We start from the raw sequence: 16,565 nt of genomic DNA on the forward strand, positions 1-16,565 counted from the left end.
CGGCACGGGCCGTCCCGTGCCGCGCGCGCCTACATCAGAACCAGCGTCGCGTGGTTGTCGTAGCGCGGCCCGCCGGAGCGGCGCGCGACCACGCCCAGATTGTCGCCATCGGTGCCGATCAGCACCGTCTCGCCGAGGCCGCTGGTGGCGAGGAATTGCCCCGCTTGCCGCGTCGGCGCGAGGCCGCAGCCGTCGACCAGCGGCAGCGCACCGACGAACCGGCCGTCGCGCCGCCAGACGGCGATGGTGTTGCCGCGCGGGCTCGCCGCCGCGACATAGGCACCGGAGGCGTCGAGCGCCACCGAGCCGACATAGGTGCGCAGCCCCCGCCACGCCTCCTCCGGCGCCTCGAAGGCGCGCAGGCACTCCGGCGCCACCGCATAGAGCAGCGGCCGGGCGACGCCGTCGGCCAGCAGGTCCTGCGCCGCGACCACGGTAAAGCCGTCGGCCCCGGACGTCAGATGGCGCAGCGAGAGCGAGGCAAGGTCGTCGCCCAGTTCGGCCGTCCAGCGCACCTCGCCGGTTTCGGGGTCGAGCCGGGCGATGCCGGAGCCGGCGATCTCGGCGCCCAGCGCCTCCGGCGTGTGCGGCTCGACACCGCCATTGGCGACGACGAACGTGCCGCCGGCCGGCAGCATGTCGTGCGGGCCGATGCCGGAGGAGGCCCATTCCGCCTCGATGGCGAAGGCCGCCTCGACGACACGGCGCGAGACCACGCCCTGCCCGCTCGCGCGCTCGATCTCGACGGCGAGGAAGCGCCGGCCGCCATCGATGAAGCGGCCATGACCGGAGAACACCCGGCCGGCGCCCGGCTCGAAGGTGGCGAGCACAGCGCCGGCGCGCCGGTCGAACAGCACGGCGGTGGTGCCGGGCCGGCGGGCGACGGCGACAGCGGTGCGCCCGTCCGGGCTGGGCTCGACCCAGTGCAGGCGCTGCGCGCCGCTGCCCACCGGCGTCGCGCCGAAATCCGGCGTCAGCACGACCGGCGCGAATCCGTCATCGACGCCGGCGGTGGCGAGCCATTCCGCCTCCAGCAGGTGGTCCTGCGCATGCGCCGCCGATGAGGCGCCGCTGGCGAACAGCACGCGCGGCACCGCCGCAAGGCCGCCAAGCGTGCCCAGCAGCGAACGGCGGGAGAGATCGAGAAAACCCATCCCTGCCTCCCTCAGTCGCCGTCGAGGGCGTTGAAGCCGAGCGGCACGCCGAGGCCCGCCGCCAGCGGCTTGGCGACGCTCGCCTGTGCCGCCTTGAAGACGGCGACCGTCGCCTCCAGCGTCTTGCGGCCCTCGACCGTGGTCGCCGCCTCGCCGATGTCTTCGGGAAGCGCGGCGGCGGCATCGCGCGCCGCCTGCATCGTCCGGGCGAGGCTCGCCTGATCCTTCGCGTCCAGCCCCTGCGCGAGCGCCGCGGCGAGTGCTCCGGCGCTGTCGATGATGCTGACGATCGTCTCCCTGGAGAGCCCGCTGCGGCGCCGGTCGGCCAGCAGCGGCCTGGCCTCGTCCGCGCTCTTGCCGAGCACCACCAGCAGGCGCTGGTCGACGACGCGCTGATAGGCGCCGGCGAGGTCGGTCACGATCTGGCTGAGCAGCGCGTTGGGCTCGGGGAAATAGACCGGGTCGGACTTGCCGGCGAGAAGCTGCGCCAGCAGCCCTTCGCTCCTGCCGCCCCAGCCGGTGCGGATCTCCTGCGCGATGGTCGCCAGATTGAGGGCGATCGCCTGGCCGAGCGCGCAGCGGCGCGCGGCCTCCGGCCCGGCGAGCAGCGCCGCCGCGGCGCCCTCGTCATAGAGCACGCGCTCCATCGCCGGCAGGCCCTGCGCCGCCGCGCTCAGGCGGAAGAAGCGCGCCGGCTGCAGCCGCTCGTCGGTCGGATCGGCGACGAGCTCGGCCACCGAGCGGCCGACCGCGTTGCGCCGCTCCGGAAAGAGGTTGAAGCGGTCGGGGCGCAGCGACAGCATGACCGGGCCGAAGGTGATGAACTCCACCGCCGCCCAGGCGTCCGACACCGCCGCGAAACGCGCCTTGAGTTCCTTCACGCCCTCGGCCGAGGGCGCCTTGCAGAAGGCGTCCCACGCCTGCTGCTGCGCTTTCGCGCCGGCCAGCAGCGTGTCGTAGCGTGGCAGCAGCCAGCTCTCCACCACCTCCGGCGCCGAAACGGCGGCCGCCTGGGCACGCCCGACGAGGATGGTGGTGATCAGCGTCGTGGCGGCGGCGATCGCCGGCACGCCCTGCGCGGCTTGCCCGATCTGGCTCGCCAGCGCCAGCGCCACGGCGAAGGGGGATCGGTTCATGGGGTCGGTCTCGCTCTAGAGGGAAGAGACATAGTCGATCAGTGTCTGGCGCTGCTTCGCATCCAGCGTCTCGAAGCGCGCCCGCGCACCGCTCGCCTCACCGCCATGCCAGCGCACCGCCTCGGCGACAGTGGCGGCGCGGCCATCGTGCAGCAGGCCGAGCCCGCGCGCCAGCGAGCGCGAGAGGCCGGCGAGCGGCGCGGTACGCCATTCGCTGGCGGCGGCGCCCGGCACGCCGGCTGGATCGGCCAGCCCCTCGCCCATGTCGTGCAGCAGCACGTCGGTATGAAGCGCCACGCCGCCGCCGTCGCGGGTCGGCAGCGAGGGACGGTGGCAGGTGGCGCAGCCGGTGGCGGCGAACAGCTTCGCCCCGCGCCGGTCGTCGCCGCCCTCCGGCACCTTGAGGCCACGCAGATAGGCGACGATCCGATCCACGATGGCGCCGGAGATTTCCGGCTCGCCCTCGGCGTCGCGCCCGTGCGGGGCGTTGCGGCAGGCGGTCTGCGCCTGGGTACAGTCGGCCCACGGCTCGGGCCGCAGCGGCGTCGACAGGCCGAGATCGAGCGCGAAGGCCTCGGAGGTCTGGCCGGCCAGGGTGGGATGGCTCGCCTTCCAGCCGAAGCGGCCGATGGAGGAGCCGCCCTCGGGGTGGTCGAGCCGCCGCGCGCGGCCGCGCACGCCGTCGCCGTCGCGGTCGTCGGGGTCTTCCAAAGCGAGGATCGCCGCGTCGTCGACCCGTTCCAGCTTGCCGCGCCCGCGCAGGTCCGGGGCGGCGCGCAGCGAGACATGGGTGGCCGGATCGAGCGGACCGTAGCCGGCCTCGTCGATGCGCGGGACACGGCGGCCGCTCTCGCCCGCCACGCCGATCGCGCCTTCCGCAGCGATGCCCGGCAGCGTCATCGTCTCCAGCCGGTGGCCATAGACCGGGTCGGGCCCGCCATCCTCGCGGAACAGCGACAGCACCAGACCGAGCCCGTCCGGCCGCCCCTTGTCGTCGAGCGCCGTCGCCCCGCGCCCCGCGCCGCCGGGATGGCAGGCCGAGCAGGAGCGCGCGTCGAAGAGCGGGCCGAGCCCGTCATTGGCGCGGGTCGAACTCGGCGCCGGCACCCAGGGCCGCTCGAACAGCGCCTTGCCGATGGCGGCGTCGAGGCGTGCATCCTCGGCGGTGGCCGGAGTGGAGAGCGCGAGAGCGGAGAGAACGACGGCCTTGAAAAGGCAAAAGAAGACGGGGCCGCGCGAGTTTTGCGCTGGGTCCCGGATCGGCGCTCCGGCTTCGCCGTCGCTTGTCCGGGACACGTCGCTGTTTCCCGGACCAGCCGCGCGCAGCGCGGCGCCGATCCGGGACCCAGGAGAGACTCCTTCGCCGAATCCTCCCTGCTTCGAGGACCACGTCGGTTGCGCAAAATGGCGACCACGCTCCATCACACGATCCGGAAATAGCCCATCATCCCGGTCTCCATATGCTCCAGGATGTGGCAGTGGAACACCCAGTCGCCGGGCGCGGCGACGAAGGCGACCTCGACCGCCTCCCCCGGCTGCACCAGCACCGTATCGGCCCAGTGGCGCGGCAGGCGGCCGAGGCTGGAGGTCAGCACCTCGAAGGCATGGCCGTGCAGGTGGACGGGGTGCGGAAAGCGCGTCTCGTTCTTGATCGCGACCCGGTAGGAACGCCCGGCCGTCATGCGCGCCAGCGGCGGCGGCACGTTGCGGCGGGCACCGGCGGGCCAGGATTGCGAATCGATGCCCCAATAGGTGGCCGAGCCGACGCACAGGCTGTCGATCAGCGCCTTGGCGAAGGGGTCGTCCGGCGGCAGGCCGATGTCCTTCACCGCCGCGTCGGTAGCCTGCTGCAGGGTGAAGGAAAAGGGTTCGGCCTTCTTCATGTCGGGCCGCGGCAGGTCGGGCTTGGGCAGCGCCAGCGGCCCCTTGCGCGGCTTGGCCACGCGGCCCTCGGCGGTGAGGGTCGCGAAGGTGTAGATGTCGGCGGCGCGGTAATCGCCGAGCGTCACCGGGCTGCCGTCCATCGGCATGCGCACATGCAGGTCGATGCGCTGCGCCGGGCCCATGCGCCAGATGCCGTCGGGCAGGTCGTCGAGCCGCACCGGCTTCAGCGCGTGGCCATCCACCGCGATCAGCCACGCTTCCCCGCCCTCGACGCCGATATCCATGATGCGGGTGGAATCGATGTTGAGGATGCGCAGGCGCACATCGCCGCCAGCGGGCGCCGTCAGATCAAGCGACGCCGCGCCATTGACCGTGCGCGTCGCGCCGAAGGTGCCGGCCTTGGCGGCGCCGTCCGGCTCGGAGAGCGCGAGGAAGCCGCCGTCGTCGGCCAGCCGCCAGTCCTTCAGGCACAGCACATGCTCGCCATCGAAGGCCGGATCGCGCGGATCCTCGACGATCAGCACGCCGGCAAGGCCCTTGCCGGCCTGCCCGGTCTCGTCGCAATGGGGATGGAAGAAGAAGGTGCCGGGATCGTCCAGCGGCAGAAGATGCACGAAACGCCCGCCGGGCTGGATCAGCGGCTGGGTGATCGTGGGCACGCCGTCGAATTCGTTCGGCATGCGGATGCCGTGGAAATGCAGCGTGGAGCCTTCGTCGAGGCCGTTGACGAAGGTCGCCTTGAGCCGCGTGCCGCGCGGCAGGCGCAGGGTGCGGAACGGCGCGCCGTCATAGGCGAGAACGCGCGTCGCCGGCTTGTCGGGGCCGAGCAGCCTCAGCTCCGTCTCGCCGGCGGTCAGCGTCACTTCCCGCGTCGGCACGAAGGGCGCGGGCGCGCGCGCCAGCCCGGTACGGCTCGGCGCGAGCAGCGCCAGCCCACCGAGTGCCGCGCCCGCGCCGAGAAAGGCGCGGCGCGAGAGACCCGCGCCGCCGGTGTTCATGGCAAACTCACTCGCCGACCTTGGACGGATCGTCCAGGCTGTCCGAGCCCTCGACCTTGATCTTGAGCTTCAGCGCGCCGACCACGCCCTCGATGGCGCGGGTCTGGGCGACGAGCGACTCCACGCCCTTCTGCACCAGCGCGTTGCCGGCGGCATTGCCCTCGCCGATCATCTGGTCATAGGCCTGCTTGCCGCTGTCGGCCTCGTCCTTGATCGCCTTCAGCGCGGCGAGCGCGGCGTCGATCTTGGCGTCGGCCTCCTCGGCGGCCTTGGGCGCCTTGGCGGACGCATAGGCCGCGACCGACGCGCCCTCGACGACCGAGCCGTCGACGCGGGTGTACTTGCCGCGATAGATCGAGGCGATGCCCAGCTCGTCGTAATAGTGCGAGTTGTGGGTGTTGTCGGAGAAGCAGTCATGCTCCTCTTCCGGGTCGTGCAGGATGAGGCCGAGCTTCATGCGCTCGCCCGCCAGCTCGCCATAGGAGAGCGAGCCGAGGCCGGTGAGGATGGTGCCGAGCGCGGCCTTGTCCTTCTGCTTCGCCACGGCGGCGCGGGCCTTGCCCTTGGCGCCCCACTCCTTGGTCATGTCTTCGAGATCGGTGACCAGCAGGTCGGTCGCGGCCTTGAGGTAGGCGGCGCGGCGCTCGCAATTGCCGTTGCTGCAGTTCGTGGTCGAGTAGTCGGTCGCGGGCCGCTTGCCGGCGCCCGCTCCGGTGCCGTTGAGGTCCTGGCCCCAGAGCAGGAACTCGATGGCGTGGTAGCCGATGGCGACGTTCGATTCGACGCCGCCGGCCTCCTGCAGGCTGTCGAGCAGCTTCGGGGTGATCTTGGTGGCGTCGATGGTCTTCTTGCCGACGCGGATCTTGGTGTTGGCGATCACGTTGGCGGTGTAGAGCGGGTTCTCGTCCGAGGTCTCGCCATAGCCCTTGTCGACATAGTCGATCAGCCCCTCGTCGAGCGGCCAGGCGTTCACGCGGCCTTCCCAATCATCGACGATGGAATTGCCGAAGCGATAGCCCTCGGTCTGCTGGTAGGGAACGCGCGCCGCCTTCCACGCCGCCTTGGCCGCGTCGAGATTGGCCTCGGTCGGCGCGGCGATGAAGGCACCGACGGCCGCCTGAAGGTCCTTGGCGGTCTTCAGGCTGTCGCCGTACATCGCCTCGGCGATGTTGGCATAGGTAGCGACGATGTCGCGGACCTTCGGCGCCGCCGTGTCGGCGAGGGCCGGGCCGCCGACGAAGGCCGCTCCGAACGCGAAGGCCGCGACGAGCGGCGCCGCGAACAGTGATCTGGCTCGCATGGAATGTCTCCTCCCGCGCCTCCGAGGCGCCATAGCGGGACACTCCTACGCCACTGCAACAAGCAGTCGCAAGTCTTCGAGCGCACTTTAGAATGTTTTCATACTAGGAACATGTGTGCCGCAGGGCAATATATCTTGTAAATCCGCGGCAATACTTGACGGCCTCGCCGCCATTCACGACGCTACGTCAAGCAATGGCTGCAGCGCCTCGGCCAGCTCGGCATCGCTGACGGTGGAAAGCGGCTTCATCAGCTTCGCCGCCTCGGTGCGCCGGCCGGGGCGCATCACCAGCACGACCGTCTCGGCGCCGCCGCAGGCCGGGTCGCCGCAGGCGATCTCGCTGATCGAGATGGTGGTCTCCTCGCCGACGCCGAGCAGCGCCCGCGCCTTAGCGGCAAGCTCGCGGGCGGCGTCGGGCGCCGCCTCGCCGGCCGCTCCCCGGCGGAAAAACAGACGTGCCATGACCTTCCTCCGGCTACCCCTCGGAGCCCACCCGTCGCAAGGAGGTAGCCCCGGCACCACGCCGGCGCAAGGCTGAGGCCGGAACAACTCCTGCGCACAAGTAAAACGTCGGGTGAATAGTTTAGAACTATAATAATATCGGAAGATAATCATTGTGCGGCGCGTTCGGCGAGCGTATTGATCTGCGCAACGCCACGGACGAACCGCAAATACCAAGATGCGGCCGTCGACTTGACCGGCGAACCCTTCGCGAGGCCGTTTTCCCGGCAGGTCTCGTGAACCGCGCGGGACGACGGCACGCGCTCCCTCAGCCGTCGTCCCGCGCTTTCTCCTGCCCGCTATCGGCCGCTTCCCACGCCCCGTGCCAGCCCTGCGGTTCCGGCCGGCCCAGCCGGGCGAGCACACCGCAGGCGGCGGCATGGCCGGTGGCGAAGCAGGCCTGCAGCAGATAGCCGCCGGTCGGCGCTTCCCAGTCCAGCATCTCGCCGGCGACGAACACGCCCGGCCGCGCGCGCAGCATGAGCCGGTCGTCGACCATCGAACGGGCGATGCCGCCGGCCGAGGAGATGGCGCGCTCAAGCGACGCCATTCCCGTCACCTCCAGCGGCAGCGCCTTGATCCGCCGCGCCAGCGCCGCCGGCTCGGCGGGAAGCGGACCGGCTTCGCGCAGCAGCCCGGCCGCGGCGGGGGCGAGGCCGGCCGCCTTGCGCAGGCGGTTCGCCATCGATTCACCCTTGCGGCTGGCGGCGAGCCGCGCCGCGAGGGCCTCCTCCGTCACATCCGGCCGCAGGTCGACACGCAGTTCCGCCCGGCCGTCGCGGGCGATCGCCTCGCGCAGCACCGCCGAGAGCGCATAGACCGCCCCGCCCTCCAGTCCGGCGCCATCGATCATCGCCTCGCCGCGCACGCTCGCCCCGTCGACGGTGAGCGCGATGCGCTTGAGCGGCGTGCCGGCGAAGCGGGAGCCGAACGCCTGCGACCAGGCGATCCGCGCGCCGCTGTTGGCCGGCCGCAGCGGCGCGACCTCGATGGCCTCTTCCCACAATATGTCGGCCCAGCCGCCATCGCTGCCGAGGCGCGGCCAGCTCGCCCCGCCGAGCGCCAGCACGACCGCATCCGCCGCCACCTCGATGTCGCCCTCGGGGGTCTCGAAGCGCAGCGCGCCTTCGCGGGTCCAGCCGAGCCAGCGCTGCCGGCTCGCCAGCCGCACGCCGAGCGCATCGAGCCGGCCGAGCCAGGCGCGCAGCAGCGGCGACGCCTTGAAGCTGGTCGGGAACACCCGCCCGCTCGACCCGACGAAAGTCGGCTCGCCCAGGCCCGACGCCCAGGCCCGCAGCCGGCCGGGCGGGAAGGCATCGAGCAGCGGCGTCAGCCAGTGCGCCGCCGCGCCGTAGCGCGCGAGGAAGCGCGCACGCGGCTCGGAATGGGTGAGGTTGAGGCCGCCGCGCCCGGCGATGAGGAATTTGCGCGCCGGCGAGGGCATGCGGTCATGGATCGTCACCCGGCAGCCGCCCGCCGCCAGCGTCTCAGCCGCCATCAATCCCGCCGGGCCGGCGCCGATGACGACGACATGCGGAATTGGCGAGTCGCTGCCGTGGCTTGCGTTCACCGGCTGACATTCCGATTCAGTGGGCGCCGCCGCCGGCTTTCGGCGCCGCGCCAATGGTTTGACGGCTGCGGCGCGAACAGTGATTCCGCATGCCGCCGCACGTGCGCCGCCGCTTCAGGCGGTGATTCAACACGCTTGGTCGTCGATTCCGGAAACCTGTCCAAAGTCATGGGAAATCACCCGATTTGCGGGCTGGCGACATCGCTCACACGCAGATTCACCTGCGTGCGGCCCTGCCAGGTGTCGAGTTCCAGCGTACCCGCCACATGCACCTGCTGGCCGCGCGCGGCGAGCAGCGCCTGACCGAGCGGCGCGTTCGCCGCACGGAAGGCGACGCCGGAGATCATGGTGCCGTCCGAGCCGCGCAGCCGCAGCCGCACCTGATCGGAATTGCCCGGCTCGGCATAGACGACGCGATGGGCGGGGAAGGCGAAGATCGGCTGCGGATTGCCCGCACCGAAGGGGCCGGCCCGCTCCATCAGATCGACGAGGTCGGGGGTCGCGCCGGCGGCGGAGAGCGCGCCGTCGATCATCGTCTCGTCCACCGCCCGCGCCGTCCCCACCGACACGGCGAGCGCCTCCTCCAGATAGGCCCGCAGATCGCCGAGCCGGCCGCGCGCCACCGTCAGGCCCGCCGCCATGGCGTGGCCGCCGCCCTTGACCAGGATGCCGAGTTCCACCGCGCCGCGCACCGCGCGCCCGACATCGACGCCGGGGATTGAGCGGGCCGAGCCGGCGCCGCTCTCGCCGGTGAAGGCGATGGCGAAGGCCGGGCGGCCGAACTTCTCCTTCAGCCGCGCCGCGACCAGACCGACCACGCCGGGATGCCAGCCCTGCCCGCTGGAGAGCACCACCGCGCCCTCCCCGGCAAGGCCCAGCGATGCCTCGGCCTCGGCTTCCGCCTCGGCGACGATGGCGCGCTCGACCTGCTGGCGCTCGGTGTTCAGCCGGTCCAGCTCGGCGGCGATGGCCTGCGCCTCGATGGGGTCGTGCGTCAGCAAAAGCCGCGTGCCGAGGGCCGCGTCGCCGATGCGCCCGCCGGCATTGATGCGGGGCCCGAGCAGGAAGCCGAGATGCCACGCCTTGGGCGGGCCGGAGAGCCGCGCCGCGTCCATCAGCGCCGTCAGGCCGGGGCGCTCGCGCTTGCGCAGCTGGATCAGCCCCTTGGTGACATAGGCGCGGTTGAGCCCGAGCAGCGGCACCACATCCGCCACGGTGCCGAGCGCGACGAGATCGAGCGAGGCGAGCAGATCCGGTGCCGGGCGCGCCGCGTTCCACCAGTCGCGCCGGCGCAGCTCGCGCACGAGGCCGACCGCCGTCACGAAGACCAGCCCGACGGCGCAGAGATGGCCAAGGCCCGAGAGGTCGTCGGCCCGGTTGGGGTTCACCAGCGCCGCCACCTGCGGCAGCGTCTCGCCGGCCTGGTGATGGTCGATCACCACCACGTCGAGGCCGAGTTCGCCGGCGCGGGCAAAGGGCTCGAAGCTCATCGTGCCGCAATCGACCGTCACCAGCAGCGTCGCGCCCTGCGCCGCCAGCGCCTCGATCGCCGGAATGTTGGGGCCGTAGCCCTCGAAGATGCGGTCGGGAATGTGGAAGGCGGGGTCGAGCCCGCCGGCGCGCAGCACCTCCACCAGCAGCGCCGTGGAGGTCGCCCCGTCGACGTCGTAGTCGCCGAACACCGCCACCTTCTCGCCGCGCGTGACGGCATCGGCGAGGCGGGCGACGGCGGGAACCATGTCGGTCAGCGTGTCGGGATCGGGCAGCAGCCGCTTGACCGTGGGATCGAGCCACGCCTCGACCTCGTCGATGGCGACGCCGCGCCCGGCGAGCACGCGGGCGAGGATCTCCGGCACGCCATGGCGCTGGACGATGGCAAGCGTCGCCAGCGCGCCGCGCGCGTCGAGGCGCTCGCGCCAGAAACGCCCGGTCGCCGAGCAGGCGACGCCGAGAAAGGGACGCGGCGGGGGGGCGGCTGTGGGGAGGATGAGACTCATAGCGCGAGATAGAGCCCCAAGCGGCGCTCCGCGTCGAGTGCGCGGCCGATTTTCAGGGGCACGGTCAAGCTCGCGGCAGAAACGCCTGCCGCACGAAATCGCGGAACAGCAGGATCTGCCGGGGCAGGATCGACGGGTCCTTCAAGGCCCGTCCCATCACCAGCCCGCCCTCGACCAGGGTCGAGACCATGTCGGCCAGCACGTCGAGGTCGAGCGGCTCACGCGGCGGGTAGCGCGCGGCGATGAGTTCCAGCCGGGCGCGGAAGCGGCGGCGCCATGAGAGCACGCTCTCGGCATTCAGCGCGTGAACCGTGCGGTCGAACAGCTGGTCCTGGTAGCACAGCGTTGCCGCAAGGCAGCCGGGATGAGCCTCGGGCAGCGCGGCCATCATCTCCGCGAACAGCTTCAGCCCGACCAGAAAACCGTGCAGCGGGTCCTCGTTCAATTCGTCGGCGCGGTTGAAGATGTCGTCGAGCAGCGCCTTGTCGTAAGCGATATGGCGCTCCAGCATGGCGCGAGCGAGCGCATTCTTGTCCCTGAAATGGTAGAAGAAGCCGCTCTTGGTGATGCCGACGCCGGCAATCAGTTCGTCGATCGAGGTCGAGGCAAATCCCTTGGCCAGCACTAGCCGCTCGGCAAGGTCGAGCAGGCGCTTGCGGGTATCGGTGCGGCGGCGGGGCAGCGTGTCGAACATGACGTTACTGTACCACAGGTACAGTAAGCCGTGCCGTGCCTATGTTCGCGTAGGCGCAAAACAACGCGCCGCCCCCGCCAAGACGTTTCATTTCAATCAGGATTTTCGCTTTTCATCATTACTTGACCACGCGAACGCTAGGCGCGGCGCCGGCAATGGGCACAATCCGCCGCGATTTAACGGGGCACGAGGCCTCGGATCAACCGCTACGAGGAACACCATGGCCAAGTATCGCCGCAACCTGCCACTGTTTTCCGATACCGTCTTCCTGATGGATGCCGGCATGGAGACGACGTTCATCTTCCACGAGGGCATCGACCTGCCCTATTTCGCCTCGTTCGACCTGATGAAGGACGAGGACGGGCGCAACCGGCTGCGCGCCTATTACTCGCGCTTCGCCGAACTCGCCCGCGCGCGCGGCTTCGGCTTCATGTTCGATGCCCCGACATGGCGGGCGAACCCGGACTGGGGCACCAAGCTCGGCCTGGATGCCGCCGCACTGGCCGACGTCAACCGCCGCTCGATCGAGCTGCTGGTCGACTTGCGCGACGCCTATGAGACGCCGGCCTCGCCCATGCTGGTCAGCGGCGTCGTCGGCCCGCGCGGCGACGGCTACCAGCCTGGCGCCACCATGACGCCGGAGGAGGCCGCGCGCTACCATGCGGCGCAGATCGAGACCTTTGCCGACAGCGCGGCCGACATGGTCGGCGCCTACACGCTGAATTACGCGGATGAGGCCGTGGGAATCGCGCTCGCCGCCAGGGCGGCCGATCTGCCCTGCGTCATCTCCTTCACGCTGGAGACCGACGGACGGCTGCCGACCGGCCAGAGCCTGCGCGAGGCGATCGAGCAGGTGGACGCGCAGACCGGCGGCTCTCCCGCCTATTTCATGATCAACTGCGCCCACCCCACCCATTTCGAGGGCATCATCAGCGCGGGCGGCGCCTGGCTCGACCGGCTGGGCGGGCTGCGGGCGAACGCCTCCTCCCGCAGCCATGCCGAACTCGACGCGGCGCCGGACCTCGATGCCGGCGATCCGGTCGAGCTCGGCCGCCAGTACCGCGCCGTGCGTGGCAAGCTGCGAAACCTCAACGTGCTCGGCGGCTGCTGCGGCACCGATTACCGGCACATCGAGCAGATCAGCCTCGCCTGCCTCCCGGCAGGCCAAGCGGCCTGAACCGGCGTCACAGGTCGGTCATCCAGCCGTAACGCGACGGACATGGGGAAGCTTCAAAGGAACCGGGTCCCGGTTTCGGGGCCGACCCTTTGAGGAGATCCCCATGTCCCTTCCCAGTTCCCGCAGCCTGTGGCTGGCCGGCACCATGCTGCTCACGCTCGCCTCCGCCGGCGCCCGCGCCGACGAGACCTTCCCGGCGACGCTCGCCGGCCACGCCGTGCTGCCGGCGCAGAGCTTCCTCGCCATGCCGGCCGATGCGCCGCAGGATCTCAAGGTTTCCGGCAAGTTCACCACCGGCACCCGCGTCGACGCCGTCGGCACGGTGGAAGGCAAGTCCGCCGGCCGCCCGACCGGCGTGAAGCTGCCCTTCGACGGCCAGCCGGTGCAGGGCCATTCCGGCATCAAGGTGATGCCGGACGGCAGCTTCTGGATCATCACCGACAACGGCTTCGGCTCGAAGGCCAACAGCCCGGACGCGGCGCTGTTCCTGCGCCACTACAAGGTCGACTGGACGACCGGCACGTTCGAGCCGATCGAGACGGTGTTCCTCACCGATCCCGACAAGAAGGTGCCGTTCCGCATCGTCCATGAGGGGACCGAGAAGCGCTATCTGACCGGCGCCGATTTCGACATCGAGAGTTTCCAGCCGATCGGCGACCACATCTGGATCGGCGAGGAATTCGGCCCCTACCTGATCAAGGCCGACAAGACCGGCAAGGTGCTCGGCCTGTTCGAGACCGTCGCCGGCGAGACGCCGGTGCGCTCGCCCGACCATTACGCGGTCGCCTCCCCCGCCGCCCCGAACGCGCCCGCCACCTTCAACGCCCGCCGCTCCAAGGGCTATGAGGGCATGGCGTCCTCGAAGGACGGCAAGTATCTCTACGCCCTGCTCGAAGGCCCGCTCTGGGACGCCGACAAGAAGGACTGGCAGAAGACCGCGGACGGCAAGGAATTCCTGCCGATCCTCGAATTCGACGTCGCCGCGCAGAAGTGGACCGGCCGCATGTGGCAGTACGTTCTGGAGCAGAACGGCAACGCCATCGGCGACTTCAACATGATCGACGGCACCACCGGCCTGATCATCGAGCGCGACAATGGCGAAGGCACCGCCGACAAGGCCTGCGCTGCCGGCACCAAGGGCCCGGACTGCTTCCACGACCTCGCCAAGTTCAAGCGCATCTACAAGATCGAGCTGAGCGACGCCAATGCCGGCCAGCCGGTGCGCAAGATCGGCCATATCGACCTGATGAAGATCGCCGATCCGGACAAGAAGGCCCGCAAGCCGCTCAATGACGGCGTGCTGACCTTCCCCTTCTTCACCATCGAGAATGTCGACGTCGTCGACGCCACCCACATCGTGGTCGGCAACGACAACAACCTGCCCTTCTCCTCCTCCCGCGACCCGGCGAAGGCGGACGACAACGAGCTGATCCTGCTGGAAGTCGGCGCGTTCCTGAAGGCGAAGTGAGCCGAACGCCGGCGCCTCGGAAGCCGAACATTTCCTTCCCTCGTCCCCGGGCGTGACCCGGGGGCCCAGCCATTCCGCCAGGGCGCGGCGTGGGCCACTGGGTGGCCGGGTCAAGCCCGGCCATGAGGGGAAGGGATGGGATACATGATCAAAGGCGGCCGGGGCGGCAACGCTCCGGCCGACTTGCGTCGGGTCATGGCGCGTCGGGTTGTGCTGCGTCGGGTCGTGATGCGTCAGGCTGTGTCCGGCAGGGTCGGGTCCGGCAGGTTGCGCGGCCGGCGCAGGATGAGCGCGACGCCGGCGACCATGGTCAGCGCCCCGACGATCTTCACCGGCGAGGGATCGTCGCCGATCAGCACGATGCCGAACAGCACGGTGAGCAGCGGATTGAGCATCGAATAGGGCACGACGGCATTGATGGAATGGCGCTGCAGCAGCCAGTACCAGATGCCGTAGCCGACGATCGACGAGGCGATGGCGCTGTAGGCGACGCAGAACCAGCCGTGCCAGCCGGCGGTCTCCACCATCCACCAGCGATCGGATTCGAAGATCCACGAGGCGATGAGGAGCTGCGGTATCGCGAACAGCGACGACCAGCCCATCATCGTCATCGGTCGGATGCCCGGCATCTGCTTGACGATCAGGTTGGTCACCGCCCAGCCGGTCGCGCTGATCAGCAGCAGGGCCAGCGAGAGCGGCGGCGGCAGCGTCGGGCCGATGGCGAGCACCACGATGCCGGCCACCGAGATGACGAGGCCGGCGGCGCGCATCCAGCCGAGCGGCTCGCGCAGCACGAGGCAGGCCAGCAGCGTCGCGATCGGTGCGCCGAACTGGATGATCACCGCGCTGGTCCCGGCCTCGGCATTGGCCAGCGCGGCGAACAGCAGGCCGAAATGCAGCGTGCCGAAGGTGAAGGAGACGAGAAGCAGGCCCGGGATCTGGCGCCGCGTGATCCGCGCGAAGGGGCAGACCAGCGCCGCCACCAGCACGAAGCGCAGCGCGCTCATCAGGATCGGTGGAATCTCCGCGACGCCGAGCTTGATGACAATCATGTTGAGCGCCCACACGCAGACCACGGCGAGGGCGAGCAGCTTGTCTTTGAGCGGCATTGCGGACCAGAAGGCGGGAGGACGCGAGACAGCGGCCCTGGGCGAGCCGTACACCGCCTGCACCGCGGTCGAGTCGCGGTTCGGCACGTTGCTGATAGTCGTCCGCCGCGTCGCTGCAAAGGGGCAAGGGGCCATGCCTGCCCTGCGCCGCTGTCATGGCGCGCTCATCACACCAGCGCGGGCGCGCCCGAACCCCGGCACGGTGCGCTTGCACGCGCGAGCTGCCGCATTATGGTGCGCGCCATGCTGAACCTCTCGCTTCTCGGCCGCCTGCAGTTCCACCACGCCGCCCCGACGAAGCCGGCGCTCGCGCCCGGCCGCCACGAGCTCGGCCTGTTCGACACGCGCGATTACGTGCTGGTCGTGCCCGAAGGCATCGACCCGGCCCGCCCGACGCCGCTCATGGTGCTGTTCCACGGCGGCGGCGGCAGCGCCGAGAAGATCATGCCGATCATGCGCGCGCATGCGGAGGAACGCGGCTTCCTGCTGCTCGTGCCGCAGTCGCAGTTTCCGACCTGGGACATCGTCATCGCCGGCAACGGGCCGGACCTGGAGCGGCTCGACGCCGGCCTCGCGGCAGTCGCCGCCCGCTTCACGCTCGACCCGACCCATCTCGCCTTCGCCGGGCATTCGGACGGCGGCAGCTATTCGCTGTCGACCGGGCTGAGCAATGGGCGGATCGTCACCCATATCCTCGCCTTCTCGGCCGGCTTCATGACCGTGCTGGCGCAGGAGGGCTCGCCCAAGGTGTTCATCGCCCACGGCCAGCAGGACACGCAGACGCCGATCGACACGGCCGGCCGCTCGCACGCCGCCCGGCTGCGCCCGGCGGGCTACGAACTGACCTATGTCGAGCATGGCGGCCCGCATGCCTCGCAGCCCGATATGGTGCAGCTCGGCGTGAACTATTTCCTCAGCGGCGTAGCGCCGGGCTGAAACAAAAAGGCCGGCGCGAGGCCGGCCCTTTCCCGATGGCGGCGGATCGCGCTGCGATCACGCGACCTTCTTCACCGACTTGGCGATCTCGGCGACGTCCGCATCATAGGTGGCGAGCAGGGCGGCGAACTGGTCCGGCCCGGCCTTCAGCGCCGCCTTCACGTCCGACGTCCAGGTGGTGTTGCGCAGGGTGAAGGTGGTGGTGGCGGACGAGCCGTACTTCTTCGACAGGCGCACATTCACCTTGAACGGGATCGGCTCGGAGGCGAGGTAGCTGGTCGTCGGGTGGTCCTTGACGAAAGCCGCGTAGTCCTCGGCGACCTCGCGATACTTGTCGGCCTCGATGAGGGCCGTCAGCTTGGTCAGCAGGGCGGGAAGCAGCGAATGAGTCGCGGGCATGGGTCGTTCCCTTGGCAATTGGCTTGGCGTTCTGGTGCGAGGCGATCCTGACGGACCGCAATTCGGCACCGCCTTGGTATACAGCACACCGGGCCGCGGCCAAAGCCCGAGCGAGGCCGGTGCCGCGCTCTCGGCCATTGCGACAGGCGAAACGAAAACGGGGCGCTCGCGCGCCCCGTGGGAAACCGCCATCGTCCCGGCCGCAGCGAAGCGGCGAGCCGGGATCGCTTTGCAGGGTCGCA

14 protein-coding genes are annotated in these 16,565 nt (G+C 70.4%); 3 read left to right on the forward strand and 11 right to left on the reverse strand.

Annotated features, from left to right (window positions below; translation table 11 throughout):
• Nucleotides 1–29: 29 nt before the first annotated feature.
• From AC1PZ7_RS16235 to AC1PZ7_RS16275, 9 genes are all read right to left on the reverse strand, one after another.
• On the reverse strand, nucleotides 30–1,154 hold the full coding sequence (locus tag AC1PZ7_RS16235) for a DUF1513 domain-containing protein (RefSeq protein WP_482356240.1): 1,125 nt from the start codon (nucleotides 1,152–1,154) through the stop codon (nucleotides 30–32).
• Nucleotides 1,155–1,165: 11 nt separating this feature from the next.
• Nucleotides 1,166–2,290, reverse strand: coding sequence for an imelysin family protein (locus AC1PZ7_RS16240; protein WP_482356241.1), 1,125 nt, complete (start codon nucleotides 2,288–2,290; stop codon nucleotides 1,166–1,168).
• 15 nt (nucleotides 2,291–2,305) lie between these two features.
• Nucleotides 2,306–3,586 (reverse strand): di-heme oxidoredictase family protein, encoded by a 1,281-nt coding sequence (locus AC1PZ7_RS16245; RefSeq protein WP_482356242.1) that lies wholly within the window; start codon nucleotides 3,584–3,586, stop codon nucleotides 2,306–2,308.
• Nucleotides 3,587–3,711: 125 nt separating this feature from the next.
• Nucleotides 3,712–5,172, reverse strand: coding sequence for a multicopper oxidase family protein (locus AC1PZ7_RS16250; RefSeq protein WP_482356243.1), 1,461 nt, complete (start codon nucleotides 5,170–5,172; stop codon nucleotides 3,712–3,714).
• Between the two features lie 7 nt (nucleotides 5,173–5,179).
• Nucleotides 5,180–6,472, reverse strand: a complete 1,293-nt coding sequence (locus AC1PZ7_RS16255; RefSeq protein WP_482356244.1) for an imelysin family protein — start codon at nucleotides 6,470–6,472, stop codon at nucleotides 5,180–5,182.
• A gap of 174 nt (nucleotides 6,473–6,646) precedes the next feature.
• Nucleotides 6,647–6,934, reverse strand: a complete 288-nt coding sequence (locus tag AC1PZ7_RS16260) for a hypothetical protein (protein WP_482356245.1) — start codon at nucleotides 6,932–6,934, stop codon at nucleotides 6,647–6,649.
• A 307-nt stretch (nucleotides 6,935–7,241) separates the two neighbouring features.
• Entirely contained in the window at nucleotides 7,242–8,543 is a 1,302-nt protein-coding gene (locus AC1PZ7_RS16265; RefSeq protein ID WP_482356246.1) for a TIGR03862 family flavoprotein, read from the reverse strand.
• 176 nt (nucleotides 8,544–8,719) lie between these two features.
• Complete coding sequence (gene recJ, locus AC1PZ7_RS16270) at nucleotides 8,720–10,540, reverse strand: single-stranded-DNA-specific exonuclease RecJ (RefSeq protein ID WP_482356247.1); 1,821 nt, start codon at nucleotides 10,538–10,540, stop codon at nucleotides 8,720–8,722.
• Nucleotides 10,541–10,604: 64 nt separating this feature from the next.
• Nucleotides 10,605–11,234 carry a TetR/AcrR family transcriptional regulator gene (locus AC1PZ7_RS16275; RefSeq protein ID WP_482356248.1) on the reverse strand — a complete coding sequence of 210 codons (630 nt, stop codon included), beginning with the start codon at nucleotides 11,232–11,234 and terminating at the stop codon, nucleotides 10,605–10,607.
• Nucleotides 11,235–11,454: 220 nt separating this feature from the next.
• Here AC1PZ7_RS16275 and AC1PZ7_RS16280 point away from each other — a divergent pair, with 220 nt between their 5' ends.
• Entirely contained in the window at nucleotides 11,455–12,411 is a 957-nt protein-coding gene (locus AC1PZ7_RS16280) for a homocysteine S-methyltransferase family protein (protein ID WP_482356249.1), read from the forward strand.
• Between the two features lie 145 nt (nucleotides 12,412–12,556).
• Nucleotides 12,557–13,879, forward strand: coding sequence for an esterase-like activity of phytase family protein (locus AC1PZ7_RS16285; RefSeq protein WP_482359658.1), 1,323 nt, complete (start codon nucleotides 12,557–12,559; stop codon nucleotides 13,877–13,879).
• Between the two features lie 233 nt (nucleotides 13,880–14,112).
• Here the strand turns inward: AC1PZ7_RS16285 and AC1PZ7_RS16290 are convergent, their stop codons facing one another.
• On the reverse strand, nucleotides 14,113–15,075 hold the full coding sequence (locus AC1PZ7_RS16290) for a DMT family transporter (protein ID WP_482356250.1): 963 nt from the start codon (nucleotides 15,073–15,075) through the stop codon (nucleotides 14,113–14,115).
• A gap of 144 nt (nucleotides 15,076–15,219) precedes the next feature.
• On the opposite strand from AC1PZ7_RS16290, the gene AC1PZ7_RS16295 reads away from it, so the two are divergent.
• A complete protein-coding gene (locus AC1PZ7_RS16295) occupies nucleotides 15,220–15,924 on the forward strand; it encodes an alpha/beta hydrolase (RefSeq protein ID WP_482356251.1) in 705 nt (234 codons plus the stop codon).
• 57 nt (nucleotides 15,925–15,981) lie between these two features.
• On the opposite strand, the gene AC1PZ7_RS16300 is transcribed toward AC1PZ7_RS16295, so the two are convergent.
• On the reverse strand, nucleotides 15,982–16,323 hold the full coding sequence (locus AC1PZ7_RS16300; protein ID WP_482356252.1) for a hypothetical protein: 342 nt from the start codon (nucleotides 16,321–16,323) through the stop codon (nucleotides 15,982–15,984).
• Between the last annotated feature and the right edge of the window lie 242 nt (nucleotides 16,324–16,565).

Source organism: Ancylobacter sp. TW_SC_1 (genome assembly GCF_056836805.1).